22 protein-coding genes are annotated in these 26268 nt (G+C 61.7%); 18 read left to right on the top strand and 4 right to left on the bottom strand.

Features of this window, described 5'->3' with window-relative positions:
• Nucleotide 1 precedes the first annotated feature (1 nt).
• Both KHO07_RS24155 and KHO07_RS24150 read right to left on the bottom strand, forming a co-directional pair.
• A complete protein-coding gene (locus tag KHO07_RS24155) occupies nucleotides 2–1015 on the bottom strand; it encodes a sensor domain-containing diguanylate cyclase (protein WP_150731911.1) in 1014 nt (337 codons plus the stop codon).
• Between the two features lie 60 nt (nucleotides 1016–1075).
• A complete protein-coding gene (locus tag KHO07_RS24150) occupies nucleotides 1076–1981 on the bottom strand; it encodes a LysR family transcriptional regulator (RefSeq protein ID WP_212625743.1) in 906 nt (301 codons plus the stop codon).
• A gap of 102 nt (nucleotides 1982–2083) precedes the next feature.
• Here KHO07_RS24150 and KHO07_RS24145 point away from each other — a divergent pair, with 102 nt between their 5' ends.
• Nucleotides 2084–3259 carry an aspartate aminotransferase family protein gene (locus KHO07_RS24145; RefSeq protein ID WP_212625742.1) on the top strand — a complete coding sequence of 392 codons (1176 nt, stop codon included), beginning with the start codon at nucleotides 2084–2086 and terminating at the stop codon, nucleotides 3257–3259.
• Between the two features lie 212 nt (nucleotides 3260–3471).
• Here KHO07_RS24145 and KHO07_RS24140 read toward each other — a convergent pair whose 3' ends face one another.
• Nucleotides 3472–5388 carry an alkaline phosphatase D family protein gene (locus KHO07_RS24140; protein ID WP_212625741.1) on the bottom strand — a complete coding sequence of 639 codons (1917 nt, stop codon included), beginning with the start codon at nucleotides 5386–5388 and terminating at the stop codon, nucleotides 3472–3474.
• A 117-nt stretch (nucleotides 5389–5505) separates the two neighbouring features.
• Here KHO07_RS24140 and KHO07_RS24135 point away from each other — a divergent pair, with 117 nt between their 5' ends.
• The 8 genes from KHO07_RS24135 to KHO07_RS24100 all read left to right on the top strand — a co-directional run bounded on the left by KHO07_RS24135 (nucleotide 5506) and on the right by KHO07_RS24100 (nucleotide 12256).
• Complete coding sequence (locus KHO07_RS24135) at nucleotides 5506–5769, top strand: hypothetical protein (RefSeq protein ID WP_212625740.1); 264 nt, start codon at nucleotides 5506–5508, stop codon at nucleotides 5767–5769.
• A 107-nt stretch (nucleotides 5770–5876) separates the two neighbouring features.
• On the top strand, nucleotides 5877–6857 hold the full coding sequence (locus tag KHO07_RS24130) for a quinone oxidoreductase (RefSeq protein WP_212625739.1): 981 nt from the start codon (nucleotides 5877–5879) through the stop codon (nucleotides 6855–6857).
• 13 nt (nucleotides 6858–6870) lie between these two features.
• Nucleotides 6871–7719, top strand: coding sequence for a TauD/TfdA family dioxygenase (locus KHO07_RS24125; protein ID WP_075946564.1), 849 nt, complete (start codon nucleotides 6871–6873; stop codon nucleotides 7717–7719).
• 87 nt (nucleotides 7720–7806) lie between these two features.
• Nucleotides 7807–8859 carry a 3-keto-5-aminohexanoate cleavage protein gene (locus KHO07_RS24120; RefSeq protein WP_212625738.1) on the top strand — a complete coding sequence of 351 codons (1053 nt, stop codon included), beginning with the start codon at nucleotides 7807–7809 and terminating at the stop codon, nucleotides 8857–8859.
• A 91-nt stretch (nucleotides 8860–8950) separates the two neighbouring features.
• Nucleotides 8951–10267, top strand: a complete 1317-nt coding sequence (locus KHO07_RS24115) for an MFS transporter (protein ID WP_212625737.1) — start codon at nucleotides 8951–8953, stop codon at nucleotides 10265–10267.
• Complete coding sequence (locus KHO07_RS24110; RefSeq protein WP_212625736.1) at nucleotides 10264–10926, top strand: DsbA family oxidoreductase; 663 nt, start codon at nucleotides 10264–10266, stop codon at nucleotides 10924–10926. The genes KHO07_RS24115 and KHO07_RS24110 overlap by 4 nt, the downstream gene beginning before the upstream one ends.
• Nucleotides 10923–11249, top strand: a complete 327-nt coding sequence (locus tag KHO07_RS24105; RefSeq protein WP_150731920.1) for a Rieske 2Fe-2S domain-containing protein — start codon at nucleotides 10923–10925, stop codon at nucleotides 11247–11249. The genes KHO07_RS24110 and KHO07_RS24105 overlap by 4 nt, the downstream gene beginning before the upstream one ends.
• On the top strand, nucleotides 11246–12256 hold the full coding sequence (locus tag KHO07_RS24100; RefSeq protein ID WP_212625735.1) for a putative sulfate exporter family transporter: 1011 nt from the start codon (nucleotides 11246–11248) through the stop codon (nucleotides 12254–12256). The genes KHO07_RS24105 and KHO07_RS24100 overlap by 4 nt, the downstream gene beginning before the upstream one ends.
• 171 nt (nucleotides 12257–12427) lie before the next feature.
• Here KHO07_RS24100 and KHO07_RS24095 read toward each other — a convergent pair whose 3' ends face one another.
• A complete protein-coding gene (locus tag KHO07_RS24095) occupies nucleotides 12428–13435 on the bottom strand; it encodes an AraC family transcriptional regulator (protein WP_150701915.1) in 1008 nt (335 codons plus the stop codon).
• 354 nt (nucleotides 13436–13789) lie between these two features.
• Between KHO07_RS24095 and KHO07_RS24090 the strand changes: the two genes are divergently transcribed.
• The 9 genes from KHO07_RS24090 to KHO07_RS24050 all read left to right on the top strand — a co-directional run bounded on the left by KHO07_RS24090 (nucleotide 13790) and on the right by KHO07_RS24050 (nucleotide 26229).
• Nucleotides 13790–14356, top strand: a complete 567-nt coding sequence (locus KHO07_RS24090) for an alpha/beta hydrolase (RefSeq protein ID WP_150731922.1) — start codon at nucleotides 13790–13792, stop codon at nucleotides 14354–14356.
• 137 nt (nucleotides 14357–14493) lie between these two features.
• Nucleotides 14494–16497, top strand: a complete 2004-nt coding sequence (locus tag KHO07_RS24085; RefSeq protein WP_212625734.1) for a DUF1302 domain-containing protein — start codon at nucleotides 14494–14496, stop codon at nucleotides 16495–16497.
• A 41-nt stretch (nucleotides 16498–16538) separates the two neighbouring features.
• On the top strand, nucleotides 16539–17897 hold the full coding sequence (locus tag KHO07_RS24080; protein ID WP_212625733.1) for a DUF1329 domain-containing protein: 1359 nt from the start codon (nucleotides 16539–16541) through the stop codon (nucleotides 17895–17897).
• Between the two features lie 175 nt (nucleotides 17898–18072).
• On the top strand, nucleotides 18073–19149 hold the full coding sequence (locus KHO07_RS24075) for a YCF48-related protein (RefSeq protein WP_212625732.1): 1077 nt from the start codon (nucleotides 18073–18075) through the stop codon (nucleotides 19147–19149).
• Between the two features lie 16 nt (nucleotides 19150–19165).
• A complete protein-coding gene (locus KHO07_RS24070) occupies nucleotides 19166–21685 on the top strand; it encodes an MMPL family transporter (RefSeq protein WP_212625731.1) in 2520 nt (839 codons plus the stop codon).
• Nucleotides 21686–21692: 7 nt separating this feature from the next.
• Entirely contained in the window at nucleotides 21693–23471 is a 1779-nt protein-coding gene (locus tag KHO07_RS24065) for an acyl-CoA dehydrogenase C-terminal domain-containing protein (protein WP_150731927.1), read from the top strand.
• A gap of 19 nt (nucleotides 23472–23490) precedes the next feature.
• A complete protein-coding gene (locus KHO07_RS24060; protein ID WP_212625730.1) occupies nucleotides 23491–25134 on the top strand; it encodes a fatty acid--CoA ligase in 1644 nt (547 codons plus the stop codon).
• 323 nt (nucleotides 25135–25457) lie between these two features.
• Nucleotides 25458–25799, top strand: coding sequence for a potassium channel family protein (locus KHO07_RS24055; protein WP_150731929.1), 342 nt, complete (start codon nucleotides 25458–25460; stop codon nucleotides 25797–25799).
• 61 nt (nucleotides 25800–25860) lie between these two features.
• Nucleotides 25861–26229, top strand: coding sequence for a PH domain-containing protein (locus tag KHO07_RS24050; RefSeq protein ID WP_075946578.1), 369 nt, complete (start codon nucleotides 25861–25863; stop codon nucleotides 26227–26229).
• The last annotated feature ends 39 nt before the right edge of the window (nucleotides 26230–26268 follow it).

Raw genomic sequence — 26268 nt, 5'->3', positions numbered from 1 at the left:
GTTATCCGGAGATCACATTCTTGCCGGCGATTTTCGAGCGGTACAGCGCCTGATCTGCCCGCGCCATCAGGCCAGTCTGTTGCTCTTCGTCAAAACGCTGGACCACGCCGAAACTCATGGTCACGTGGAAGTCGCCCACGGGCAGCAATTCCGAGAGGCCATGGCGGATTTTTTCGGCGAGGGCCCGGGCTTCGGCCAATGAGGTGTTGGGCAGCGTCATGATGAATTCGTCGCCGCCCCAGCGAGCCAGCAGGTCACCTTCGCGCACGAAGCGTTTGACGTTCTCGACCACGTGCACCAATGCGGCATCGCCCAAGGCATGGCCATAGTGATCGTTGATGGTCTTGAAGTCGTCGATGTCCATGGCGATGAGCGACAGCGGTTCGCGAAAGCGTTGGGCACGCTCGCAGGCTTGGGGCAGGTGTTGTTCCAGACAATACCGGTTGGCAATGGCGGTCAGCGTGTCGGTTTGCGCCAGTTTGCGGTTTTCTTCCAGTTGCAACTGCAACTGTTGATTGACCCGTGACAGTTCGCGGGTGCGTTCTTCAATCAGTGCTTCGAGGGAGTGATTGCGCCGTTCGAGTTCCTCGAGCAGGCGGCGCTTGTCTTCGATGCTGCGGTGCGCGCCGATCATCCGTGCCACCGAACCGTCGGCATTGCGCGCCAGGATGTGGCCACGGTCTTCGATCCACAGATAGTTGCCGTTGTGCATACGGCAGCGGTATTCGGCCTGATAGCCGCTGGCGCGTTGGCTCAGGTAGTCGTCGAACACGGCCATGACCCGTGGGTAGTCATCGGGGTGGATGACGTTTTCCCAGGTCAGTACGTTGTTATCCAGGGAGTGCGGCGTGTAGCCGAGCATTTCGTACCAGCGCGCCGTGCGGTAGACGAAACCGGTGTTGGCATTCCAGTCCCAGATGCCGTCGCTGACCAGTTCCAGGATGGTGTGCAGCCTGTCGTCATTCATGTCCGACACGTCGTACTTCAACGGCTCGATACTCGATGCCTCGCCCATCTCGCTCTCCCTGTCACTGGCTCGTCAGCCCGCAGATTAGTGCATGGCGCATTCGGCCTGCTAGTGCTTGCCCCACTTCTGCACCGCGAATTCGACGAAACGCCGCAATTTCGGCAACCGGTGACGATCCTGTGCGTAGACCAGGTGCATCGGCCGACTCGGCGGGCAGTAATCCGGCATCAGCGCTTGCAGTTTTCCGTCCCGCAGATCCTGTTCGACCAGCGCGTCGGGCATCATCACGATGCCCATGCCGGTCAGCGCCGCCTGATGCAGCCCGGCCGAGCTGTTGATCAACATCGGCCCGCTGACGCCCACGCTGACTTCGCCATCAGGCCCGGCCAGACGCCATTCCTTTTGCACCGATTGCCAGTCATCCCCGGCCGGATAGGCAAAGGACAGGCAGTCGTGCTGGCGCAGGTCTTCAGGCGTTTGCGGCGTGCCGCGACGGGCCAGATACGCCGGTGAGGCGCACATGGTCAGGGTGTAGTCGATCAGCGGCCGGGCGATCAGGTTGGAGGGCTCCAGCGCACCGAGTCGAAATGCCACATCCAGGCCGTTTTCCAGAAGGTTCGGGCGACGGTTGGTCAGGACCACGTCGAGTTTCACCCGCGGGTTTTGCAGGCTGAACTCACTCAGCGCCGGCGCCAGGCGCTCGGTGCCGAAGGTCAGGGGCGCGGTGATGCGCAGGATTCCGCTCGGTTCGTCGAGGGTCTGCTCGGCCAGCCGCTCGGAATCGGCCACCAGTCCCAGCACTTCCAGGCATCGCTGGTAATACGCCACCCCGAATTCGGTCAGGTGCTGGCGCCGCGTGGTGCGGTGGATCAGGCGCACACCCAGGCGCTGCTCCAGGGCCTTGAGGTGATTGCCGACCATGGTCGTGGACATTTCGCACTGAAAAGCGGCGGCCGTCATGCTGCCGGTCTCCACCACTTTGACGTAGACGCTCATTGCCTGGAACAGATCCATTATCAAGCCTGGCTTTTAAATGATTGAAGCTTTTAAGCGTTTATCCAGCTCTGGTGGCTAACCATACTGCAAAAACACCGACCCTTGCTGGAGCTTGATGTCATGACCGCCGCCTGCCTGATGAGCACTTATCAACCCTTGGCCCTGAGTTTCAACAAAGGGCTGGGCACTCGCCTGTGGGATCAGGCCGGCCGCGAATACCTGGACGCGGTGGCCGGCGTGGCGGTGACCAACGTCGGCCATTCCCACCCGAAAATCGTCGCGGCCATTACCGAACAGGCCGGGTTGCTGCTGCACACGTCCAACCTCTACAGCATCGACTGGCAACAGCAATTGGCGCAGAAACTGACGCGACTGGCCGGCATGGACCGGGCGTTCTTCAACAATTCCGGGGCCGAGGCCAACGAAACGGCGCTGAAAATTGCCCGGTTGTACGGCTGGCACAAGGGGATTGAAGAGCCGCTGGTGGTGGTGATGGAGAACGCTTTCCACGGTCGGACCCTTGGCACCTTGTCCGCCAGCGATGGCCCGGCCGTGCGCCTGGGCTTCAACAAACTGCCGGGGGATTTCGTCAAAGTCCCGTTCGGAGATCTCAAGGCTCTGGAGAAACTGCAACAGGCCCATGGCGCGCGAATCGTGGCGATCCTGATGGAGCCGATCCAGGGCGAAAGCGGCGTACAACTGGCGCCGCCCGGTTATCTCAAGGCGCTGCGCGAACTGTGTAACCGGCGTTCGTGGTTGCTGATGCTCGACGAAATCCAGACCGGCATCGGTCGTACCGGGCAGTGGTTTGCGTTCCAGCACGAAGGCATCGTTCCGGATGTCATGACCCTGGCCAAAGGCCTGGGCAACGGCGTGCCCATCGGCGCCTGCCTGGCCCGTGGCAAAGCCGCTGAACTGTTTACGCCGGGTAGCCACGGCAGCACATTCGGCGGCAATCCACTGGCTTGCCGGGTCGGTTGCACCGTGCTGGATATCGTTGAAGAGCAGGGCCTGCTGGAAAACGCCCGGCTTCAAGGCGAACACCTGCTCGAAAGATTGCGCACCGAGTTGGCGGACCACCCGAACGTCTTACACATCCGCGGTCAGGGCCTGATGATCGGCATCGAACTAAAGCAACCCATCCGCGACCTGAGCCTGATTGCGGCACGGGATCATGGGTTACTGATCAATGTCACACGGGGGCAGATCATTCGGCTGTTGCCGCCACTGACCATTGATGAACGGGAGGTGGGGATGATTGTCAGGGGGGTGAGTCGGGCGATTGTTCAGTGGTGATATCTGAGCAGGTTGATTCGTTTGAGCCCGGCCTTATCGTTTTGCTGAAACCAGATGATCTGAGTATCGTCGAATCCACTTCGGGACGTTTCCATGAGCGACACCGATCAAGTGTGGGAGCGAGCCTGCTCGCGAAGGCGGTGTGACAGTTACCACTTAGGTGACTGATAGATTGCTATCGCGAGCAAGCCCGCTCCCACAGGTTTTAGCGGTCATTCGTCGATTTCGGGAGCCACCATCCGCGTCTTTGGTGCCCCATTCGAGTTGAGCTGGAAAATCTCCTGCGGCTGTCCTTTCTCATTAAAGAACACCTGCCCGATCCCCGCCGAATTCCACAGCCGTTCGCCGGCCTCGGCGTGTTCCGGAACGTGCGGCACGATGCGCATGCGCCGACGTTTGGTCAGCCAGTTGAGCGGCGAACGCGGCGAGTACAGCCAGCGGTTGAGGCGGTCGAACCATTCCAGCAGTGAGGGCGGAAATTCGTTCTTGATGCCGCTGCTGGTGATCTGCCAGATGCGCGGCCCGGCCTTGCGGTGGCGGATCAGCACTTCGTAGACGAAGGAGTAATGCACGTCGCCGGACAACACCACGTAGTTACCCGGTGTGCGCGAGTGGCGGAAAATGTTCAGGATCACCTGGGCCGCGCCGCGGTGGGCCATCCAGTTTTCCGCGTCCACCAGCAGTGGATAACCGAACCAGCTGAACACCCGTTGTACCGTTTCGATCAGTTTCACCCCGAACACCGGCGCCGGTGAAACGATGATGGCGCTGGGGTGATCCAGCAATTCCTGTTGCAGTTCGCTGAGGGCCTCCCAGTCGAGCAGGCCCGAAGGCTGTTTGAGGTTCATCTCGCTGCGCCAGCGCCGCGTGCGGGTGTCGAGCACCACCATGGCCGGCGTGGTGGGCAGCACGTAATGCCAATGCTGGAAACGCAAAAGCTCGTCGATCAAACCGTCCTGGACGTCGCTGTCCAGATAACGGTCGTGCCCGGTGTCGCTGAAGGCGCGGGCCGCTGCCACGACATCGACAAAAGCGTCCGGGTTATTGCCCCAGCCCTGGCACAGCATGTAAGCGATCAACGCATTGCCGATGATGCGTCTGGAGAACGGATGGCCGTAAGCCGTTTCCTCCCATTGCGCGGAAAGATTCCAGTCGTCGGTGATGTCGTGGTCGTCGAAAATCATCAGTGTCGGCACATGCGCCAGCGCTCGCGCGACATTGCCCAGGCCAGCCTTGAAGCCGTCGATGCGCGTCTGTTCCAGCGCATACCGCTCACGTCGTTCCTTGATCAGTTTTGGCGGCTTTGGGGTTATCAACGTCCAGGGTGTCGGCGACCAGACGAGCAGGTACATGGCCATGACTTCAGCGAAGGTCACCAGATGATTGTCGGCACTGCTGCTGGTGAAAATCGGCTTGCGCGCACCGCCGAAGAAACGATCACGCAGGGTTTCGTTGCTCTTGAGGGCCGGCAGCAAATCGGCGCGGTGGTAGTAGCAGGCAGCGTGGCCGTACAGCGCGGCGCTGTCGCTGACCACGGCACCTTCGAGGTGCTCGCCGAACAGCCCCAACCGCTCGATCAATTCATGAATCGCCCGCAACATCGGCCCGGCAACGTCGTCGGCGTACACCTGATCGCCGCTCATCATCAACAGCGCGGGGCGATCCCCGGCTTGGTGTTCTTGCGCCAGCAGGTTATCGACGCACAGCAAACCGTCGGTCGCCGGGTGATGCGGCTTGCGGCAGGAACCGTGCAGCAACTGATCGATGCGCGAACGCAGGACAAAGTCCGGGCAACCGGCCTCGCCGTACAGCAGGTGAGGCGCCCAATCGGCGATGCCTTTCCCGTCGTCCAGTAGCAGGTCGTATGCGATGCGTTCATCGCAGGGTAGGGCGGCGTCCAGCGACACATCGATCAAATGCACAAAGGCGTGCATACCCACCGCAATCACCGTGCATTGCCCGGCGTCGAGACGGATATCGGCGACGCCCTGCAGACGCAATGTCAGCTCCAGCGCACGCGACCCCACCAGCCACATCACCAGTCGCGACGGCTCCAGTCGGCGCAACAGCGGGCCGGCGAGTACGGGAGGCAGGGAATGATCATCAGGCAGGGGCAGCGTTGCGGACATCCGGGTTCTAAACTCTTGGGGCGTAGAGGCGGGGATGATAGCGCAGGTGACGACGGGGCAGGCTAAAGTGAGCCAACGATGCGGCTTCATTCCTATGTCGATCGAAGAGAGGAACCCATGAACAAATTCATCTTGCCAGCACTGGCGATTTTGCTGCTGGCCCAATCCCCGGCCCATGCCATCAACGATAAGTACCGCAAGCAACTTGAGAAGTCCGGCTGCACCCAGATGAGTGAGTTGCAGGGCTGTGATATTCACAAGACCAAGGCCGAAAACGCCAAGGCCGGATTTACCAACCCGGCAGCCCCTGCCGCCGGCGAAAAAACCATGGAACAGACCCCGGACACCAAGGAGGGAGCCGCCTCGCCTGTCACCAAATGAAAAGCCATTGTCGTCTGATGAGAAGCGTCTCAACAGGCCTCGTCCTACAGTCCAATCAGCGCAATTCGATGCAACACGCCCATATTGCAGATTGGAGAATAAGAAAAATGGCTAAAGCCGTACGCTTTTACGAAACCGGTGGTCCTGAAGTCCTGCGTTATGAGGACGTTGAAGTCGGCGAACCCGGTCCGGGCCAGGTGCGTCTGCGTCATGTGGCGGTCGGCCTGAACTATGCCGACACCTACTTTCGCAATGGCACTTACCCGATCCCGATGCCCAACGGCATGGGCGTTGAGGCGTCCGGCGTGGTTCAGGCTGTCGGCGAAGGGGTGACCAACGTCCAGGTGGGGGATCGCGTCACGTACACCGGTTTCCTCAACACCCTCGGCGCCTACAGCACCGAGCGCCTGATCCCGGCCGCGCCGCTGATCAAGCTGCCGGAAACCATCAGTTTCGAAACCGCCGCCGCCATGACCATGCGCGGCCTGACCTCGTCGTACCTGATGCGCCGCATCTACGACTTCAAGGAAGGCGACACGATTCTGCTGCATGCCGCCGCCGGTGGTGTCGGCCTGATCGTTTCGCAGTGGGCCAAGCTGCTCGGCCTGAACGTGATCGGCACCGTGTCCACCGAGCAGAAGGCTGAGATCGCCAAGGCTCACGGTTGCGACCATACGATCAATTACAGCCACGAAGACGTCGCCGCTCGCGTTCGTGAATTGACCGATGGCGTGGGCGTCAACGTGGTGTTCGACAGCGTTGGCAAGAACACCTTCATGGGTTCGCTGGATTCGTTGAAGCCTCGTGGACTGATGGTCTGCGTGGGTACTGCGTCCGGGCCGATCCCGGCGTTCGACCCGGTGATGCTGGCGATGAAAGGTTCGCTTTACCTGACCCGTCCGGCGCTGGCCAACTACATCAGCGACCCGGCGGAAAAAGCCGAGCTGGCTGGCGAGTTGTTTGACCACGTTGGCAGCGGCCGCATCAAGATCGAGATCAACCAGCACTACGCCTTGCAGGATGCGGTGCAGGCGCACCGGGATCTTGAGTCGCGCAAGACCACCGGCTCGTCGATTTTCGTCATTTAAGGAGCGGCCAGCCATGAAAGTCGAACAATTGACCTGCAGCATTGGCGCCGAGCTGATCGGCGTCAACCTGGCCGACGCGGTGCATGACGACGGTTTGTTTGCCGAGATCCGTGCCCAGTTGCTCAAGCACCGCGTGGTGTTCCTGCGCGATCAGGACATCACCCGCGCCGAGCACGTGGCCTTCGCCCGTCGTTTCGGCGAACTGGAAGATCACCCGGTGGCCGGCAGCGACCCGGAGCATCCGGGGTTGGTGCAGATCTACAAGCGTCCGGACCAGCCGATGGACCGCTACGAAAACGCCTGGCACACCGACGCCACCTGGCGCGAGGCCCCACCGATGGGCTGCGTGCTGCGCTGCGTCGAGTGCCCGCCGGTGGGCGGCGACACCATGTGGGCCAACATGGTGCTGGCGTACGAGAATTTGCCGGAAGACGTGAAGCTGAAGATCGCCAATCTGCGCGCCCGTCACAGCATCGAAGCCAGCTTCGGTGCGGCCATGCCGATCGAGAAGCGTCTGGGTCTCAAAGCGATGTACCCGGACGCCGAGCACCCGGTGGTGCGCACTCATCCGGATACCGGAGAGAAGGTGCTGTTCGTCAATGCCTTCACCACCCACTTCAGCAACTACCACACCCCTGACCGGGTGCGTTTCGGCCAGGACGCCAACCCGGGCGCGAGCGAACTGCTGCGCTACCTGATCAGCCAGGCGTACATCCCCGAGTATCAAGTGCGCTGGCGCTGGAAGCCCAACAGCATCGCCATCTGGGACAACCGCAGTACCCAGCATTACGCGGTCATGGATTACCCGCCGTGCCATCGCAAGATGGAGCGCGCCGGGATCATCGGCGACAAGACCTACTGATCCACCGTTTCTGCATTCGCTCTCGTAAACACGCCTGCCCGGCGCGACCCCGGGTGGGCGGGACAATCATAAGAACTGGAGTAACTCATGCAATTCTTCGACGATTCCCTGCACCCGGAAAACATGGAAAAGGTGGTCATCACCGTGGCCCCGTACGGCCCGGAATGGATGCCGGAAGATTTCCCGGAAGACATCCCGCTGACCATGGATGAGCAGGTCCAGAAGGCAGTCGACTGCTATGAAGCTGGCGCCACCGTGCTGCACTTGCACGTGCGTGAACTGGACGGCAAGGGCTCCAAGCGCCTGTCGAAATTCAACGAGCTGATCGCCGGCGTGCGTGAAGCCGTGCCGGACATGATCATCCAGGTCGGCGGTTCGATCTCTTTCGCCCCGGAAAGCGATGGTGAAGCGGCCAAGTGGCTGTCCGACGACACCCGCCACATGCTGGCCGAACTGACGCCGAAACCGGATCAGGTCACCGTCGCGATCAACACCACCCAAATGAACATCATGGAGTTGCTGTATCCGGAGTACCTGAAGGGCACTTCCCTGGACAACCCGCTGATCCACGCCGCCTACAGCGAAATGACCGTACCGGCCGGCCCGGCCTGGGTGGCCGAGCACCTCAAGCGCCTGATGGACAACGGCATTCAGCCGCACTTCCAGCTGACTGGCATGCACGCCCTGGAAACCCTCGAGCGCCTGGTACGTCGCGGCGTTTACAAGGGCCCGCTGAACCTGACCTGGATCGGCATCGGTGGCGGTTTCGACGGCCCGAACCCGTTCAACTTCTTCAACTTCATCCACCGCGCGCCGGACGGTTGCACCCTGACTTCCGAGTCGCTGCTCAAGAACGTGATGCCGTTCAACACCATGTCGATGGCCATGGGCATGCACCCGCGTGTGGGCAATGAAGACACTATCATTGATCACAAGGGTGATCGCTTCGGCTCGGTGGCGCAGATCCAGCAAACCGTGCGCATCGCCCACGAACTGGGTCGCGAAATCGCCACGGGCAAAGAGGCCCGCGAGATTTATCGCATCGGTGTGAAGTACGACAGCATCGAAGAAACCCTGTTGGCCAACGGCATGGCCCCCAACCGCAAGGCTGGGCAAAAAGGTGTGCCGCAACGCGGCTGACCGACACGGCGAGCGAGCGGCCGTGACCGCTCGTTCGCCGCTTTGCTGCACGCTTGATAACAACAATAAAACGAAGCTTTGAGGAGGCTGCATGGCCTTTCACCCAATCGCCGACGACGATGACTCCGGTGGAGTTGTGGTTGCGCGTAAATATGCCTGGATCGTCTTCGCCCTGACGTTTGGCCTGTTGATTTCCGATTACATGTCGCGCCAGGTGTTGAACGCGGTGTTCCCGCTGCTGAAAAGCGAGTGGGCACTGAGCGATGGCCAGCTCGGCCTGCTCAGCGGCATCGTGGCGCTGATGGTCGGGTTGCTGACGTTTCCGCTGTCGCTGATGGCCGACCGCTTTGGCCGGGTCAAGAGCCTGGCGCTGATGGCGATGCTCTGGAGTCTCGCGACCCTTGGCTGCGCGCTGGCCCAGGACTACCAGCAGATGTTCATTGCGCGGTTCATGGTCGGCGTGGGTGAGGCAGCCTATGGCAGCGTCGGCATCGCCGTGGTGATTTCGGTGTTCCCGAAACACATGCGCGCCACCCTGGCCAGTGCCTTCATGGCCGGCGGCATGTTCGGTTCGGTGTTGGGCATGGCCTTGGGTGGTGCCATTGCCGCCAAGCTGGGCTGGCGCTGGTCGTTCGCCGGCATGGCGCTGTTCGGCCTGGTGCTGGCGATGCTCTATCCGCTGATCGTCAAGGAAGCACGCATTGCCCCGCAACGCGCCGTCAAGGCGGCCGCAGCGGTCAAGCGACCGCTGCGCACGTTGTGGTCGAGCCGTTCGGTGGTAGCCACCTACGTCGCCAGCGGCTTGCAATTGTTCGTCGGCGGTACGGTGATGGTGTGGATTCCCAGCTACCTCAACCGCTACTACGACATGCCGACGGACAAGGCGGGCGGCATGGCGGCGATCATCGTGTTGTGCAGCGGCGCGGGCATGATCCTGTGCGGCATGCTCAGCGATCGCCTGTGCCGGCACTCGCCGGAGCGCAAGGTCAGTCTGGCCATCGGCTTCTGCCTGGGCAGTTGCCTGCTGCTGTCGGCCGCTTTTGCCTTGCAGGCAGGGCCGTTGCAACTGGCGCTGATCTGCCTGGGCATGTTGATCGCCACCGGCACCACCGGCCCTTGCGGGGCGATGGTCGCCAACCTGACGCATTACTCGGTGCACGGCACGGCGTTCGCCACGCTGACCCTGGCCAACAACATGCTGGGGTTGGCACCGGGGCCATTCATCACCGGTCGGGTGTCCGATCTGATCGGCTTGCATGCCGCGTTTCAACTGGTGCCACTGGTCAGCCTCGCGGCAGCCGCGGTGTTCTTTTATGCCAAGTGTCACTACCACAAAGATATTGCCCGTCTTCAGGGTCAGAGCGTGCCTGGCCCCGTTCATGAAGCCGGGATAGAGGTGAAGTTGTGAGTCGTCGTTTACGTATTGATGTGTTTTTCGATTTTATCTGCCCTTGGTGCCTGATCGGCAAACGTCAACTTGAGCATGCGCAGGTGCAGTTTCGCAGTCGTCATCCCGACGTGCAGATCACCACGGTGTGGCATGGCGTGCAGTTGCTGCCGCAGTTGCCGGTAGAGGGTGAACCCTTCGCCGATTTCTACCGCAAGCGCCTGGGCAATGCCGACGCCATGACCATGCGTCAGGCCCAGGTGCAGGAGGCTGCCCGTGCGGTTGGACTGACGATTGACCTGAGCCGCATCGCCACAATGCCCAACACCGCTGATGCCCATCGTTTATTCGAACGTGCCAGCGAGCTGGGCAATGGGGCGCAGCGCGAAATGTTGCTTGAACGACTGTTCGCCGCGTACTTCCAAAGACGCGAAAACCTCGGTTGCCGTGAGACCTTGCTCGCCATTGCCCGCTCCTGCGGCATTGACCCGGACGTGGTGGCCGACTGCCTGAAGGGCGATGCCACGCCGTTTGACGGGTCCCCCGGCGCCACCAGCGGCGTGCCGAGCTTCCAGTTCGACAACCGCATGAACGTGATCGGTGCGCAGCCTGCCCAGGCGCTGCTCGGGGCCATGCACGAAGCCCTCAAGGAAAGCGAGCGCGAGCGGCAGCCGGCATGACCCGGCGCATTCCCGTACCTGCCGGCAAATACCCGCAGGCCGGAGGTCGTGCGCTGTTCGAATTCGAAGACAAAAGCCTGGCGTTGTTCAACGTCGACGGGCAGCTGTTTGCCATCGACGACAGCTGCCCGCACCAGGGTGCCTCGCTGTGTGGCGGGCGTCTTGAAGGGCGGGTGATTCAGTGCTGCGCCCATGGCCTGCGTTTCGATTTGCGCAGCGGTTATCTGCTCAATTCAACGCTGGTCAAAGTCACGAGCTACCCGGTCGAGATCATCGACGACCAGGCGTTTATCGTTATCACTTGCGAGGAGTCCGCGCCATGAGCGCCATCGCTCTCACCCGTATCCACAGTCGCACGCGCGAACTGGCGCCGGGGTTTATCGTCAGCCTGATCGTGGCGGCCGCTGCGTCGTTTTTGTCCGAGCATTACGGTGCGCCGGTCATGCTGTTCGCCTTGCTGCTGGGCATGGCCCTGAATTTTCTCGCCGATGACGGCCCGTGCAAGGCCGGTGTCGAATTCACCGCGCGCACGGTGCTGCGCATCGGCGTGGCGTTGCTGGGGATGCGCATCACCCTGGAGCAGATGGCGGCGCTGGGCTGGAAGCCGATTGCGCTGGTGGTGATTCTGGTGGTGGTGACCATTGGCGTTTCTGTGATCGCGGCCAAGGCCCTGGGATTTCAGCGACTGTTCGGCATGCTGACGGGCGGCGCGACCGCGATTTGTGGTGCTTCGGCGGCGTTGGCGCTGGCGGCGGCGCTGCCGAATCATCCGCAGAAAGAGCGAGCGACGTTGTTCACCGTGATTGGCGTGTCGGCGCTGTCGACCCTGGCGATGATTGTTTATCCGATGATCGCCAACTGGCTGGAGTTGTCGCCGCAGGTGGCAGGCGTGTTCCTCGGCGCGACCATTCACGATGTCGCCCAAGTGGTTGGCGCCGGCTACAGCATGTCCACCGAGACGGGCGACACGGCCACGGTGGTCAAGCTGATGCGTGTCGCCATGCTGCTGCCGGTGATCGTCACCGCCGCGATGATCACCCGCCTGCAGGGCGCCGATCCGACCGGCAAGCGGCCGCCGTTGTTGCCGTGGTTTGCGGTAGGTTTCCTGATGCTGGCGTGCATCAACAGCACCGGTTGGGTGGCCCCGGCGGTGCAGGGCTCGGTCAACGAACTGTCGCGCTGGTGCCTGGTGATTTCGATCAGTGCGCTGGGCATGAAGACCCGTTTGAAGGAGCTGGCAGCGGTCGGGATCAAGCCGATTTTGCTGATGGTGGGGGAGACGGTATTCCTCGTCGTGCTGGTGCTGCTCTTACTGCGCTGGGGGCTCTAGCCATCACACAAAACCTGTGGGAGCTGGCTTGCCAGCGATAGCGGCCTGACATTTGGCATTGATGTCGGCTGACACTCCGTCATCGCGAGCAGGCTCACTCCTACAGGGGGGGCATTACCATTTCGCTCTTTGCGGCGACTGTGCCAGCGGTCGCCGTTTTTTGCCGGGCCATCAGGACGGCTTCTGCTTCTGCGCCCGCCACGTCGCCGGTGGCATGCCGAACTGGCTGATAAACCACCGGGTAAACGAACTCGCCATCGAATAGCCCAGCATGTCGGCGATCCGGCTCAGCGGATAATTCGGGTTGTCCAGATATCGCAGCACCAGATCGCGGCGCACGTCGTTGATCACGTCATTGAACGCACAACCGTCGTCCTTCAGGCGACGCTGCAGCGTGCGCACGTTCATGCCCTGGCTCTGGGCGACTTGTTCGATGGTGGCGCGTCCCATGGGCAGCAGCAGGTAGATGGCCTTGCGCACTTCGAACAGCATCGAGGTGCCTTGATTACTCTGCAGCGAGTCGAGGTAACTTTGCGCGTAGCGAGCCATGGCCGGGTCGGCGTTGGGGTTGGTCATGTCGAGGCTGGCGTCGGAGCAGACGATGCCATTGAACTCGCTGCCGAACTCCAGGGTGCAACCGAACAACCGGCGGTGCAGGTGCAGGTTGTCCGGCGCCTGGTGCATGAAGTTGACGCTGTAGGGATGCCAGTGCGAGCCGAGCAGTGCCGAGCACAGGCGAAACATCACGCCGATGGCCAGCTCGGTGGCCTGGCGGCTGGGCATCGGCGTTTCAGTCACCACCTCTTCGCGAATGATCACCATCTTGCCGGCCTCTTCGATGAAGATCGCCAGCGAGTCATTCATCAAGTGCCGGTAATGCACCACCACCTGCAAAGCATCGCGCAGCGTGCGTTGATGGCTGAGCAACAGGCTGACCACGCCAAAATCCGAGAGCTGGCGTGACTCGGCCATGCTCAGGCCGAAGGTCTGGCAACCGCTGGCGGCGGCTGAATCCTCCAGCAAACGCACGGCAGCATCGATGGGAATGCGATGTTCCGGGGCCAGCAATTGAGCCCTGCTCAGGCCAACGGCGGCCAATGCATCGCGCGGGTTGAAGCCCAGATACTGGGTGACCTCCAGGTAGTTGGTCAGTACAGCGGCGCGAACAAGCTTGGACATGCGTGGGTCTTCCCTGGGCCGATGGCGAATGGCATGAGCGTGGCGACTATATCCAGCGCATCGACTGTTGAACAGTTGTCTTGTCGTCGATGGAATTCACGCCGGCCTATGCCGAATCGGCGTGGTGGCGGGCGCAATCCGGGCTCATGCGTTGATTACAGTGACCCTGCGCCAACTCGCGGGTTTTTTCGACCAGCGGTCGAGGCGATAAAGTGTCGGACAATTTGTCATCAAAAGAAAAGTGCCTGACGTCCAATGTAAAGCGCCTCGAGTGGGTGCTCTTTAATGTCGACCCTACAAAAAGCCCCTGGCGAAACAGCCAGTCGAGTTATCGAGAAAGCGAAGGTGTTGACCGTGGACAAATTGCAAACTGCCGCCACCGTTCTGATCGTACCGGGTCTGCGCGAGCACGTTGCCGAGCATTGGCAAACGCTGCTGCAAGCGAAGCTCGCCAAGGTGCGCAGCGTCCCGCCGCTGGAGACCGACAAGCTCGACTGCGGTGCCCGCGTACGCGCTATTCAGCATGAACTGGAGCAGATCGACGGGCCGGTGATTCTGGTTGCCCACAGCGCTGGCGTACTGATGGTCGCGCATTGGGCGGCGCAGTTCAGCCGTCCGATCAAGGGCGCGTTGCTGGCCGCACCGCCGGACCTCGATGCCGTCTGGCCGGCCAACTATCCGTCTTCCGAAACCCTCGGCAGCCAGGGCTGGAACCCACTGCCACAAGGTCCTCTGCCGTTCCGCAGCATCGTGGCCGGCAGCACCAACGATCACCTGGCCAGTTTTTCCGCCGTGTCACGCATGGCTGAAAACTGGGGCGCCGAATTGCTCGATCTGGGCGAAGTCGGCCATCTCAACCCGGCCGCAGGATTTGGCCACTGGGCGCAAGCCGAGGCACTGATCCTGCGATTGGACCAATAAAACAGGACCGCTAATACAGGAACCGGCAGGCATCACGCCAGCCGGCTTTTGCCCTCACTCCTGAAAACGCAGACCCGAAGAGGAATGCGCGAGGGCGGCTGCGCTTAAAACAAATACAAAAAGGCGGAGACAACGCAATGCACAACAACAAGAGTCACGGGTTCACCCCTTCACGCTACAGCTTGCTGGCCTCGGCCATTCTCGCGGCAACGGTGCCGATGGCCCATGCGGCCGAGATCGAGACAGGAAACCCGGACTGGACCGTTCGCCTGGATAACACCGTCAAGTACAACTACGGCGTGCGCACCGAAAGCGCCGACAAACGCCTGTTGGCCACCCCGAACAACAACGATGGCGATTACAACTTTCGCAAGGCCGGCACCAACATCACCAACCGCGTCGACCTGTTGACCGAGATGGACGTGGTCTACCAGAACCGCATGGGCTTTCGAGTCAGCGCCGCCAGCTGGTACGACAAGGCCTACGAAAACGCCGGTTCCAATTCCAACCCGTTCGTCAACGGCAACGGTTCGACTTCTGGCCTGATCGCCAACGACCCGCGTCTGGCGGGCGTCACCCGTGACAACGTCGGCACCGGCAGCCCGCACCTGAGCAACTACGCCCAGCGTTATTACACCGGCCCCTCGGGCGAGATCCTCGACGCGTTCGTGTTCTACAGCACCGAAGTGGGCGAGGAGTCGATACTCAGCGTCAAGGCCGGCCAGCACAACGTGTTCTGGGGCGAGACGCTGCTCAACCCGGTGCACTCGGTCAGCTACGGCCAGTCGGGCCTTGACCTGGCCAAACTCGCCGCATCGCCGGGCACCGAAGCCAAGGAACTGTTCGTCCCGCGTAACCAGTTGTCGATGTCGTTCACCGTCAACCCGGAATTGACCGTTGGCGCCCATTACTTCCTCGATTGGGACGAAGCGCGCCTGCCGGAAGCGGGCACTTACTACGGCGGTTCCGACCTGGTCGGTTTCGGTGCGCAGTCGTTCCTGCTCGGCAACACCAACGCCGTGGTTCCGGGCAGCCCGCTCGGTTGTGGCCTGGCGCCGTGCAATGGCTTGACCAACGTCCGTCGCGGCCATGACCTGACGCCGGAAAAACGCGGCGACTGGGGCGTCATGGCCAAGTGGTCGCCGGCCTGGCTGGATGGCACCCTCGGCGTTTACTACCGCGAGACTTCGGAAATCCTGCCGCAAGCCTGGCTCGATGCCCGTGGCCTGACCTCGGCCAATGCCAACGGCGCCCGTCCGGCCGGGCAAGTGCCTGCGGTGATCAACACCCTCAACTCGCTGAACACTGCGACCTATCAACTGGCCTACGCCGACAACATCAAGATCGTCGGCCTGAGCCTGTCCAAGGACGTCGGCGGGGTGAGCGTGGGTTCGGACCTGAACATCCGCCACAACATGCCGCTGGCGAGTATTCCGGCGATTGTCAGCACCAACAGCCCGTTGGGCCTGGGCCAGGGTCTCGGCTTGCTGCCGGCGCGTACCGCCGCCACTGGCGTGGTGTACGACACCCCGGAAAAAGGTGACAGCATGGCCGCCACCGGCGACACCCTGCACTGGACGATCAATGGCCTGATGACCATTGCCGATACGCCGCTGTTCGATTCCGCGACCCTGCTCGGCGAGTTGTACTACAGCAACCTGCTCAAGCTCGATAGCAAGAACGAGGCGCTCTACAAAGGCAAGGACAGCTATCGCGGCATCGACGCGCCGACCCGGGACAACTGGGGCATCGCGGTCAACTTCACACCGACCTGGTACCAGGTGTTTCCCGGCGTCGATCTCAACGCGCCGATGTCGGTCAACCTCGGTCTCGATGGCGTGTCGCCGGTCTCCGGTGGCGGTGCCAAAGACACCGGCAACTACGCCATCGGCCTCGGGGCCGTTGTGTACAACAAATACTTTGTCGACCTGAAGTACGTGGACTCCTTCGGCAAAACCGACAAGTGCAACGTCAGCGGCGTGAGCACCGGCCCGACCGGTGGCGACGGCTCCACGCCGAACGCCTTCAGCGGCAACGAAAACTACGCCTGTTACGCCGGTGGCTACTCGGCCTTCTCCGGTGGTGGTGCAACGACTGAGGACCGTGGCGCCGTTTACCTGACGATGAAAACCACTTTTTGATTCACCACTGATTTGCTCAATGCAAGCAGGAGAATAACAACATGAAATTCGCACAAACCGTGTTGGCCGTTTCGCTGGCCATGGTCCTTGCCGCCCAGGCACAGGCCGCTGTTTCAACCCAGGAAGCTGCCAAGCTGGGCACCAGTCTGACCTTGGTGGGCGCTGAAAAAGCCGGGAACGCTGATGGTTCCATTCCGGCCTACAACGGTGGCCTGACCACGCCGCCCGCCAGTTTCAAATCCGGCGACAGCATGCGCCCGGACCCGTTTGCCAATGAAAAGCCGTTGCTGGTGATCGACGGCAAAAACGTCGATCAGTACAAAAACATGCTCAGCGCCACCACCGTCGAATTGGCCAAGCGCTTCCCGACGTTCCGGGTCGATGTGTTCCCGACTCACCGTACCGTCTCGCTGCCCCAGGCCATTCTGGATAACGGCGTGAAGAACGCCAGCGGTGCCAAGTCCCTGGAAAACGGGTTGGCTATCGACAACGTGCTGCCGGGCGTACCGTTCCCGATTCCACAGTCGGGCAACGAAGCGATGTGGAACTTCCTGCTGCGTTATCAGGGCGTGAGCATCAACTCCAAGTACGACTCCTGGAACGTTGACTCCGCAGGCGTGCCGAGCCTGGCGACCACCGGGCAGGCGTTCATTTCCTACCCGATCTACGAAAACCTGTCGCAGCCGATCAGCAGCGCCGACGTGTACTACCAGATGAAGCTGTCGTACACCGGCCCTGCGCGCCGCGCCGGCGAAGCGGTCATGCTCAAGGACGCCGCGAACCCGCTGCAGCAACCGCGTCGCGCCTGGCAATACCTGCCGGGTCAGCGCCGGGTGAAACTGGCACCGAACCTGGCCTACGACACGCCTAACCCGGGGACCGCCGGTGCGGGCACCTACGACGACGTGTTCGTGTTCAACGGTGCGCTGGATCGCTACGACTGGAAGCTGGTGGGCAAGCAGGAAATGATCGTGCCCTACAACACCTACAAGCTGACCTACGCCCAGGATCCGAAATCGCTGACCAGCGCCAACCACCTCGCGCCGGACTTCGTGCGCTGGGAAAAACACCGGGTGTGGGTCGTCGAAGGCACCCTCAAGGCCGGTGCCCGTCACATCTACGCCAAGCGCCGCTTCTACCTCGATGAAGACAGCTGGACCGCTCTGGCCTCGGATCAATATGACGCCCGTGGTCAGCTCTATCGCGGTTCCTTTGCCTTCCTCAGCCAGAGCTACGACAAGCAGGTGCCGGACTCGACGCCTTTCATGATCTACGACCTGGTGGGCGGTTCCTACAACATCAACGGTGTAGTCGGCCCTTACGGCGGCATCAAGTACATCGATCCGCTCTCCAAGGCGCAGTGGTCATCGGAATCCCTGGCCGGCGCCGGCATTCGCTAAGCCACGATCCACTGTGGGAGCGAGCCTGCTCGCGATGGACCCGAGGGCGACGCGGGCATTCAGACAGCACGCGTCATCGTTCACGATCATCGCGAGCAAGTTCGCGCCTACAGACGGCATGTACGCCAGGCACACGAAAGTGTGTCCCGGCGAGGTTTTCCGAAGAGGACGCGGTATGTGTTCGTATAAAAATTATCTGCAACTGGCGTTCGGCGTCGTGCTCTGCCTGTCGCAGGGCGTCAGCCACGCGGCCGATTACGTCGACGTGCTGGACCTGCCTGCCAGGGTCAGCGCCTTGGCCATCAACAGCCCGTTGTCCGGCATGGCCCGCGCCGGTGAGCGCGTGATCGCCGTCGGCCAGCGCGGCCATATTGTGTTTTCCGACGACGCCGGCAAGCATTGGCAACAGGCCGCCGTGCCGGTCAGTGCCGATCTCACGGCCGTGAATTTTCCGACCGCCACCCAAGGTTGGGCGGTGGGCAATGACGGCGTGGTGCTGCACAGCAGCGACGCCGGCGCGACCTGGCATAAACAGCTCGACGGTCTTCAGATCGGCGCTTTGCTGGTCGAACACTATTCGGCATTGGCCAGTGCCGAACCGGGCAACGAGCAATGGCCGTTGCTGGTCGCCGAGGGCCAACGGTTGACTGAGCAGGGTGCGGACAAACCGCTGCTCGATGTCTGGTTCGCCAACGACAAAGTCGGCTACGTGGTCGGCGTGTTCAATCTGATCCTGCGCACCGACGACGGCGGCCAGAGCTGGACGCCATTCCAGGATCGCACCGACAACCCGCAAGGTTTCCACCTCAACGCCATCGCCTCCACCGGCGACGCGCTATACATCGCCGGCGAACAAGGCCTGTTGCTCAAATGGGATGACATCGCCCAACGCTTCGCCGCTGTACCGACGCCTTACCAGGGCAGTTTCTTCGGCGTGCTCGGCAAACCGGGCGAAGTGCTCGTCTATGGCCTGCGCGGCAACGTGCTGCGCAGCACCGATGGCGGCCTGAACTGGACCGCACTCGAGACCGGACTGCACGTCAGCATCACCGCTGGCCTGATCGATGCGCATGGCAATTACCGCCTGTTCACCCAGGGCGGGCAGATGCTGGTCAGCCAAGGCACGGGCGCGCAAATGCGCCTGCTGCGCCAACCGGTGTCGACGCCGGTCACCGGTGCCACCCAGTCCACCGCGGGTGCGTTGGTGGTCGCGGGCAGCCGTGGCACCCAGACGCTAGCCCTCGAACCCTAAGAGCGAGAATCCAGACATGGGCAATATCAAACAAGACGCCATGCCGGTGATCCGCGAACTGCGGGATTTCGACCAGCACTCCGGCAACCTCCTCGAACGGTGGGTGTTCAACTATCGGCCGTTGTTCATGCTGCTGATGGCGCTGGCCACCGTGGTGTTGGGCTTCATGGCGGTAACGCGCCTGGAGCTGCGCCCCAGCTTTGAAAAAATGATTCCGCAGAGCCAACCCTACATCCAGAACTTCCTCGAAAACCGCCAGTCGTTGCGTGGCCTCGGCAACTCGGTGCGCGTGGTGGTCGAGAACACCCAAGGCGATATTTTCGACCCCGCGTACCTCGACGTACTCAAGCAGGTCAACGACCAGTTATTCCTCACCGAAGGCGTCGACCGCGCGTGGATGAAATCCCTGTGGAGCCCGGCGGTGCGCTGGACCGAAGTCACCGAGGACGGTTTCCAGGGTGGCCCGGTAATGCCCGACACCTATTCCGGGCAACCTGAGCAGATCGAACAACTGCGCCAGAACATCTCCCGCGCCGGTCTGGTCGGCAGCCTGGTGGCCAGCGACTTCAAGTCGAGCATGTTGATCGTGCCGCTGCTGGACAAAGCCGCCGCCGGTGGCCAACCCATCAACTATCACGCGTTCTCGCAGATGCTCGAAGAGCAGCTGCGCGACAAGATCGAATACGCCGGCGACAGCGCTGCGCGTAAATCCGGGGAGGAGGGCAAGGGCCAGTACAAGGTGCGGGTGATCGGCTTCGCCAAACTGATGGGCGACCTGATCGACGGCCTGATCCAGGTGATGATGTTTTTCGGCCTGGCGGTGATCACGTCACTGGCAATCATCTACGCCTACACCCGTTGCGTGCGCAGCACATTGCTGGTGGTTGGCTGCTCGCTGATCGCGGTGGTCTGGCAACTGGGCATCGTCGCCTGGCTCGGCTATGCCATTGACCCGTACTCGGTGCTGGTGCCGTTTTTGATCTTCGCCATCGGCGTGTCCCACGCGGCGCAGAAGATGAACGGCATCATGCAGGACATCGCTCGTGGTACCCACAAACTGATCGCCGCGCGCTACACCTTCCGCCGTCTGTTTATCGCGGGTGTCACCGCGCTGCTGGCCGACGCCGTGGGCTTTGCGGTGCTGATGCTGATCGACATTCCGGTGATCCAGGACCTGGCGATCACCGCCAGTATCGGTGTCGCCGTGTTGATCTTCACCTCGCTGCTGCTGATGCCGGTGGCGCTGTCCTACATCGGCGTAGGTCGCAAGGCCGCCGAACGCGCGCTGAAAATCGACACCCGTGCCGAACACCACAAAGGCTTCGGCAAACTCTGGGACTTGCTTGACCGCTTCACCACGCGCAAGTGGGCCACTGGCGCGGTATTGGTCGCGGTGCTGATGGGCATCGGCGGTTTCATGGTCAGCCTCAACCTGAAGATCGGCGACCTCGAAAGTGGCGCGCCGGAGCTGCGTGCCGACTCGCGCTACAACCGCGACAACGCCTACATCACCCAGCATTACGCGCTGTCCAGCGACCTGTTCGCGGTGATGATCAAGACCGCGCCGGAGGGCTGCCTGAACTACAAGACGTTGGTGCTCGCTGATCGTTTGGCCTGGGAGCTGCAGCAGTATCCGGGCGTGCAGGCAACGACTTCGCTGGTTAACGCCGTGCGCCAGATCACGGCCGGCACTTATGAAGGCAACCCCAAGCTCAACAGCATCCAGCGCAACCAGGACGTGCTCAACTACGCCGCGCAGCAAGCCTCGGTCAACTCGCCGGAGCTGTTCAACAACAACTGCTCGCTGATGCCAGTGATCACCTTCCTCAAGGATCACAAGGCCGAAACTTTGGACGCGGTGGTGGCCATCGCCGACAAGTTCGCCAAGGAAAACAGCACTGAAGATCGTCAGTTCCTGCTGGCGGCTGGCAGCGCTGGCATCGAAGCGGCGACCAACATCGTCGTGCGCGAAGCCAACCGCACCATGCTGCTGTACGTCTACGCGGCGGTGACGCTGTTCTGCCTGATCACCTTCCGCAGCTGGCGTGCCACGCTGGTGGCGCTGTTGCCGCTGGTGCTGACATCGATTCTCTGCGAAGCGCTGATGGTCGCCATGGGCATTGGCGTGAAAGTCGCGACCCTGCCGGTAATCGCCCTCGGCGTGGGGATCGGCGTCGACTACGCCTTGTACCTGCTCAGCGTGCAATTGCACTTCCAGCGTCAGGGCTTGCCGCTGTCCCAGGCCTACCGCAATGCGGTGTCGTTCACCGGCCGGGTGGTCGGGCTGGTGGGTATCACCCTCGCCGCGGGCGTGGTGTGCTGGGTCTGGTCGCCGATCAAGTTCCAGGCCGACATGGGCATCCTGCTGACCTTCATGTTCCTGTGGAACATGCTCGGCGCGCTGATCCTGATTCCGGCGCTGTCGTTCTTCCTGCTGCGTGAACGGGTGCCGCAAGGTGTACCCGTCACGCCCGCCGAAACCACCGAATCCACTGAACGTCCGGGTATGCCTCATGCCCTGACCACTTCCGAGTAAGCCAACAATGTCTGATTACAAAGCTCCTTTGCGCGACATGCGCTTCGTACTCAACGAGGTTTTCCAAGTGTCCCGGCTGTGGGCCAAATTGCCCGGCCTGGCGGACGTGATCGATGAAGAAACCGCCGCCGCGATCCTCGAAGAGGCCGGCAAGATCAGCGCTGAAGTGGTCGCGCCACTGAACCGCGCCAGCGACGAACAGGGCTGCACCTGGAACAACGGCGCGGTCAGCGCAGCGGAGGGTTTCATCGCCGCGTATCAAGCGTTTGCCGAAGGTGGCTGGGTCGGCGTCGGCGGTGATCCACAGTTTGGCGGCATGGGCATGCCCAAGGCGATTTCGGCGCAGGTTGAAGAGATGGTCAACTCGGCCAGCCTGTCGTTCGGCCTGTACCCGATGCTCACGGCGGGCGCCTGCCTGTCGATCAACGCCCACGCCAGCGAAGAGTTGAAATCCAAGTACCTGCCAAACATGTACGCCGGCACCTGGACTGGCTCGATGTGCCTGACCGAAGCCCATGCCGGCACTGACCTGGGCATGATCCGCACCCGCGCCGAGCCTCAGGCGGATGGCAGCTACAAGGTCAGCGGCAGCAAGATTTTCATCACTGGCGGCGAGCACGACCTGACCGAAAACATCATCCATCTGGTGCTGGCGCGTCTTCCCGATGCACCGGCAGGCCCGAAAGGGATCTCGCTGTTTTTGGTGCCCAAGGTGCTGGTCAACGACGACGGTTCACTGGGCGAACGCAATGCGCTGTCCTGCGGTTCCATCGAGCACAAAATGGGCATCAAGGCGTCCGCTACGTGCGTGATGAACTTCGACGGCGCGACGGGCTGGATCGTCGACGCCCCGAACAAAGGCCTGGCGGCAATGTTCACCATGATGAATTACGAACGCCTGGGCGTGGGCATTCAAGGCCTGGCGCAGGGTGAGCGTTCGTATCAGAACGCCGTCGAATATGCCCGTGATCGCCTGCAAAGCCGCGCGCCGACCGGTGCGCAGTTCAAGGAAAAAGCCGCCGACCCGATCATCGTTCATCCGGACGTGCGCCGCATGCTGCTGACCATGAAAGCCCTGAACGAAGGCGGTCGCGCGTTCTCCAGCTACGTGGCCCTGCAACTGGACACCGCCAAGTACAGCGAAGATGAAGTCATCCGCCACCGCGCCCAGGAATTGGTGTCGCTGCTGACGCCGGTGGCCAAGGCTTTCCTCACCGACATGGGCCTGGAAACCACCCTGCACGGCCAGATGGTTTTCGGTGGCCACGGCTACATCCGCGAGTGGGGCCAGGAGCAACTGGTACGTGACGTGCGCATCACGCAGATCTACGAAGGCACCAACGGCATCCAGTCCCTGGACCTGGTCGGGCGCAAGATCGTCGGCAGCGGCGGGGCGCTTTACCGCTTGTTCGCCTCGGAAATCCGCAACTTCACCGCCAATGCCTGCGCTGACCTCGGCGAGTTCACCCGGCCGTTGAACGCCGCCGTCGACACCCTCGACGAACTGACTTCCTGGCTGCTGGACCGCGCCCAAACCAACCCGAATGAAATCGGCGCGGCTTCGGTCGAGTACCTGCACGTGTTCGGCTACACCGCCTACGCCTACCTGTGGGCACGCATGGCCAAGGCGGCCATGAGCACCCCTTCCACGGACGACTTCTACGTCAGCAAACTGGCCACCGCGCGCTTCTACTTCGCCCGCTTGCTGCCGCGTATCCACTCGCTGAGCGCATCGGCCAAGGCGGGCAGCGAATGCCTGTTCGCCCTGCAAGCCGAGCAGTTCTGACCGGACAAGGAACCCCATCATGATGGCGACAAAAATAATTCCACCCGCCGACGGCGCCTATGCCTACCCGCTGCTGATCAAGCAATTGCTGCTGTCCGGCGTGCGCTACGAGCCGGGAAGGGAAATCGTCTACGCCGACAAGCTGCGCTACAGCTACCAGACGCTCAACAAACGCATCCGCCGCCTGGCCAACGCGCTGACGGCAGCCGGGGTCAAGGCCGGCGATACCGTGGCCTTACTCGACTGGGACAGCCACCGCTACCTGGAATGCTTCTTCGCCGTACCGATAATTGGCGCGGTGCTACACACGGTGAACATTCGCCTGTCGCCGGAGCAGGTGCTCTACACCATGAACCACGCCGAGGATGATCTGGTGCTGGTGCATGATGATTTCCTGCCGCTGGTGGAGCAGATTCACGGGCGGCTGACCACGGTGAAAGGCTTCCTCCAGCTGACCGATGACACACCTGCCGCGACGTCGTTGCCGGTGCTGGGCGAATATGAAAACCTGCTGTCCGAGGCGTCCGACCAGTACGACTTCCCCGACTTCGACGAGCACTCGGTGGCGACCCTGTTCTACACCACCGGCACCACCGGCGACCCGAAAGGCGTGTACTTCACCCATCGCCAATTGGTCCTGCACACCCTGAATGCCGTCGGCACCTTGGGCGTCTATCAAGGCCAGCCGCTGCTGCGTTCCGACGATGTGTACATGCCGATCACGCCGATGTTCCACGTGCATGCGTGGGGCGTGCCGTATGTCGCGACCCTGATGGGCATCAAGCAGGTCTATCCCGGCCGCTACGAACCCAACAGCCTGGTGCGTCTGTATCGCGAAGAGAAGGTCACGTTCTCCCACTGCGTGCCGACCATTTTGCAGATGATCCTCCACTGCGAGGAGGGCAAGGCGACCCGTTTCGACGGCTGGAAAATGCTCCTTGGCGGCAGCGCCCTGACGCTCGGCATCGCCAGCGAAGCCAACGCCAAAGGCATGCTGGTGCACGCCGGTTACGGCATGTCGGAAACCTGCCCGTTGCTGTGCCTGACCTACCTGCGCGACGAAGACCGCGCGCTGCCCCGCGAAGCCCAATTGCCGATCCGCATCAAGACCGGCACGACGGTGCCGATGGTCGACCTGAAAATCATCGACGCCAACGGGGACGACGTCGCCCACGATGGCGAGTCCCTCGGCGAAATCGTGGTGCGCGCACCTTGGCTGACCCAGGGCTATCTGAAGGCCCCGCAAAAAGGCGCCGAACTCTGGCACAACGGCTGGCTGCACACCGGCGACATGGCTTCCATCGACGCGCTCGGTGGCGTGGAAATCAAGGACCGCATCAAGGACGTGATCAAGACCGGCGGCGAGTGGATCAGCTCCCTGGAACTGGAGAGCCTGATCAGCGAACACCCGGCGGTGATGTCGGTCGCGGTGGTGGGCATCGTCGACGAACAGTGGGGCGAACGCCCGATGGCGATGGTCGTCAGTGAGCCAGGTCAATTCCTCGATCGCAAGATTCTGGAGACCCACCTGCAAGCCTTCGTCGATGGCGGGCGCATCAACAAATGGGCGATCCCCAAGCAGTTCAAGTTCGTCGCCGAAATCCCCAAGACCAGCGTCGGCAAGATCAACAAAAAACTGATCCGCGAAAGCGAAGCGAACTAGGCGCTACATCCTCGGTCGCGGCATGGTCGAGGGCATGCGTTGTTGCGGCGGGATGATCCTGCCGCTGTCACTGTTCATGGGCGGCCTCGCCTGGTCGTCCTGGCTGGAATCATGGCAGGACGATCCCCCGAGGGCCACGGCCACCGCGAGCAGGAGCGGCGCGAACAAGTGCTTGGACATGGGGGATTCTCCGGTGCCGGGTCATTGCAGCTTAATCGCTGTTGCGCTGATGCCTCGGTCCGTTCGTCCGGCCATCGTTTTCCAAATCTTGTGCCAAGCTGTTGGGATGCCCATTCGCCTGCCGCCCACAGGAAGCCCATGAAATGAAACTCATCAGAACGTCGCACATCCGTCGTGAATTCTACAAAGCCGTCGGCTACTACCTGGGAGTCGTCTGGCCGATCCTGTCCACCATGCTGGTGGTCATCGTCACCTTCGGCCTGATCATCAGTTACCTGGAAGGCTGGCAGCCTTTCGACGGCATCTACTTCGGCTTCGTTACGGGCCTGACCATCGGCTATGGCGAACTCGTACCAAAGCAGGGGCTGTCGCGATTACTGGCGATATTGCTCGGGTTCAACGGCGTGCTGTTGACCGCGATCTTCGCGGCGATCAGCGTGCGGGCGATCGAGACTGCCGTGCGGGTAACAGGCGCAGACAAGTAAGGCAGGCCGAATGCCACGAAGTCGTGGTTAGATGCGGGTTTTGACCCATAGGGAATGACCCATGATCGACTTCAACAACAAGGGATTTTTCAAGCTCAAGCAAAACGACGAATACGCCGAACGCGTGACCGCCCTGTTGCTGGACGGTGAGCACGTCATCGATTCCTACAAATCCATGCGCGACGGTGTGGTGTTCACCAACAAACGCATCATCGCGGTGAACGTGCAGGGCCTCACCGGCAGCAAGAAAGACTTCACCTCGTTGCCCTACAAAAACATCGTGGCGTACTCGGTGGAAACCTCGGGCACGTTCGATCTGGATTCCGAACTGGAAATCTACTTTTCATCGCTGGGCAAAGTGAAATTCGAATTCACCGGCAAGACCTCGATGGTCGAAGTCTCGAAGCTGATCTCTCAACACCTGCTCTGAACCGAACAGGAAACACCCAACCTGTAGGAGCCGGCTTGC

This window comes from Pseudomonas sp. PP3 (assembly GCF_905336995.1).
GTDB classification, from domain to species: Bacteria; Pseudomonadota; Gammaproteobacteria; order Pseudomonadales; family Pseudomonadaceae; genus Aquipseudomonas; species Aquipseudomonas reinekei.
Note: the sequence above shows the minus strand (reverse complement) of the source record. Positions and strands in the feature narration are given on the sequence as shown.

What these genes read in the sequence shown, in the direction of transcription:
- KHO07_RS24155 (WP_150731911.1), bottom strand. Translation starts at nt 1,015, where the DNA reads ATGGGCGAGGCATCGAGTATCGAGCCGTTGAAGTACGACGTGTCGGAC.
- KHO07_RS24150 (WP_212625743.1), bottom strand. Translation starts at nt 1,981, where the DNA reads ATGGATCTGTTCCAGGCAATGAGCGTCTACGTCAAAGTGGTGGAGACC.
- KHO07_RS24145 (WP_212625742.1), top strand. Translation starts at nt 2,084, where the DNA reads ATGACCGCCGCCTGCCTGATGAGCACTTATCAACCCTTGGCCCTGAGT.
- KHO07_RS24140 (WP_212625741.1), bottom strand. Translation starts at nt 5,388, where the DNA reads ATGTCCGCAACGCTGCCCCTGCCTGATGATCATTCCCTGCCTCCCGTA.
- KHO07_RS24135 (WP_212625740.1), top strand. Translation starts at nt 5,506, where the DNA reads ATGAACAAATTCATCTTGCCAGCACTGGCGATTTTGCTGCTGGCCCAA.
- KHO07_RS24130 (WP_212625739.1), top strand. Translation starts at nt 5,877, where the DNA reads ATGGCTAAAGCCGTACGCTTTTACGAAACCGGTGGTCCTGAAGTCCTG.
- KHO07_RS24125 (WP_075946564.1), top strand. Translation starts at nt 6,871, where the DNA reads ATGAAAGTCGAACAATTGACCTGCAGCATTGGCGCCGAGCTGATCGGC.
- KHO07_RS24120 (WP_212625738.1), top strand. Translation starts at nt 7,807, where the DNA reads ATGCAATTCTTCGACGATTCCCTGCACCCGGAAAACATGGAAAAGGTG.
- KHO07_RS24115 (WP_212625737.1), top strand. Translation starts at nt 8,951, where the DNA reads ATGGCCTTTCACCCAATCGCCGACGACGATGACTCCGGTGGAGTTGTG.
- KHO07_RS24105 (WP_150731920.1), top strand. Translation starts at nt 10,923, where the DNA reads ATGACCCGGCGCATTCCCGTACCTGCCGGCAAATACCCGCAGGCCGGA.
- KHO07_RS24100 (WP_212625735.1), top strand. Translation starts at nt 11,246, where the DNA reads ATGAGCGCCATCGCTCTCACCCGTATCCACAGTCGCACGCGCGAACTG.
- KHO07_RS24095 (WP_150701915.1), bottom strand. Translation starts at nt 13,435, where the DNA reads ATGTCCAAGCTTGTTCGCGCCGCTGTACTGACCAACTACCTGGAGGTC.
- KHO07_RS24085 (WP_212625734.1), top strand. Translation starts at nt 14,494, where the DNA reads ATGCACAACAACAAGAGTCACGGGTTCACCCCTTCACGCTACAGCTTG.
- KHO07_RS24080 (WP_212625733.1), top strand. Translation starts at nt 16,539, where the DNA reads ATGAAATTCGCACAAACCGTGTTGGCCGTTTCGCTGGCCATGGTCCTT.
- KHO07_RS24075 (WP_212625732.1), top strand. Translation starts at nt 18,073, where the DNA reads ATGTGTTCGTATAAAAATTATCTGCAACTGGCGTTCGGCGTCGTGCTC.
- KHO07_RS24070 (WP_212625731.1), top strand. Translation starts at nt 19,166, where the DNA reads ATGGGCAATATCAAACAAGACGCCATGCCGGTGATCCGCGAACTGCGG.
- KHO07_RS24065 (WP_150731927.1), top strand. Translation starts at nt 21,693, where the DNA reads ATGTCTGATTACAAAGCTCCTTTGCGCGACATGCGCTTCGTACTCAAC.
- KHO07_RS24060 (WP_212625730.1), top strand. Translation starts at nt 23,491, where the DNA reads ATGATGGCGACAAAAATAATTCCACCCGCCGACGGCGCCTATGCCTAC.
- KHO07_RS24055 (WP_150731929.1), top strand. Translation starts at nt 25,458, where the DNA reads ATGAAACTCATCAGAACGTCGCACATCCGTCGTGAATTCTACAAAGCC.
- KHO07_RS24050 (WP_075946578.1), top strand. Translation starts at nt 25,861, where the DNA reads ATGATCGACTTCAACAACAAGGGATTTTTCAAGCTCAAGCAAAACGAC.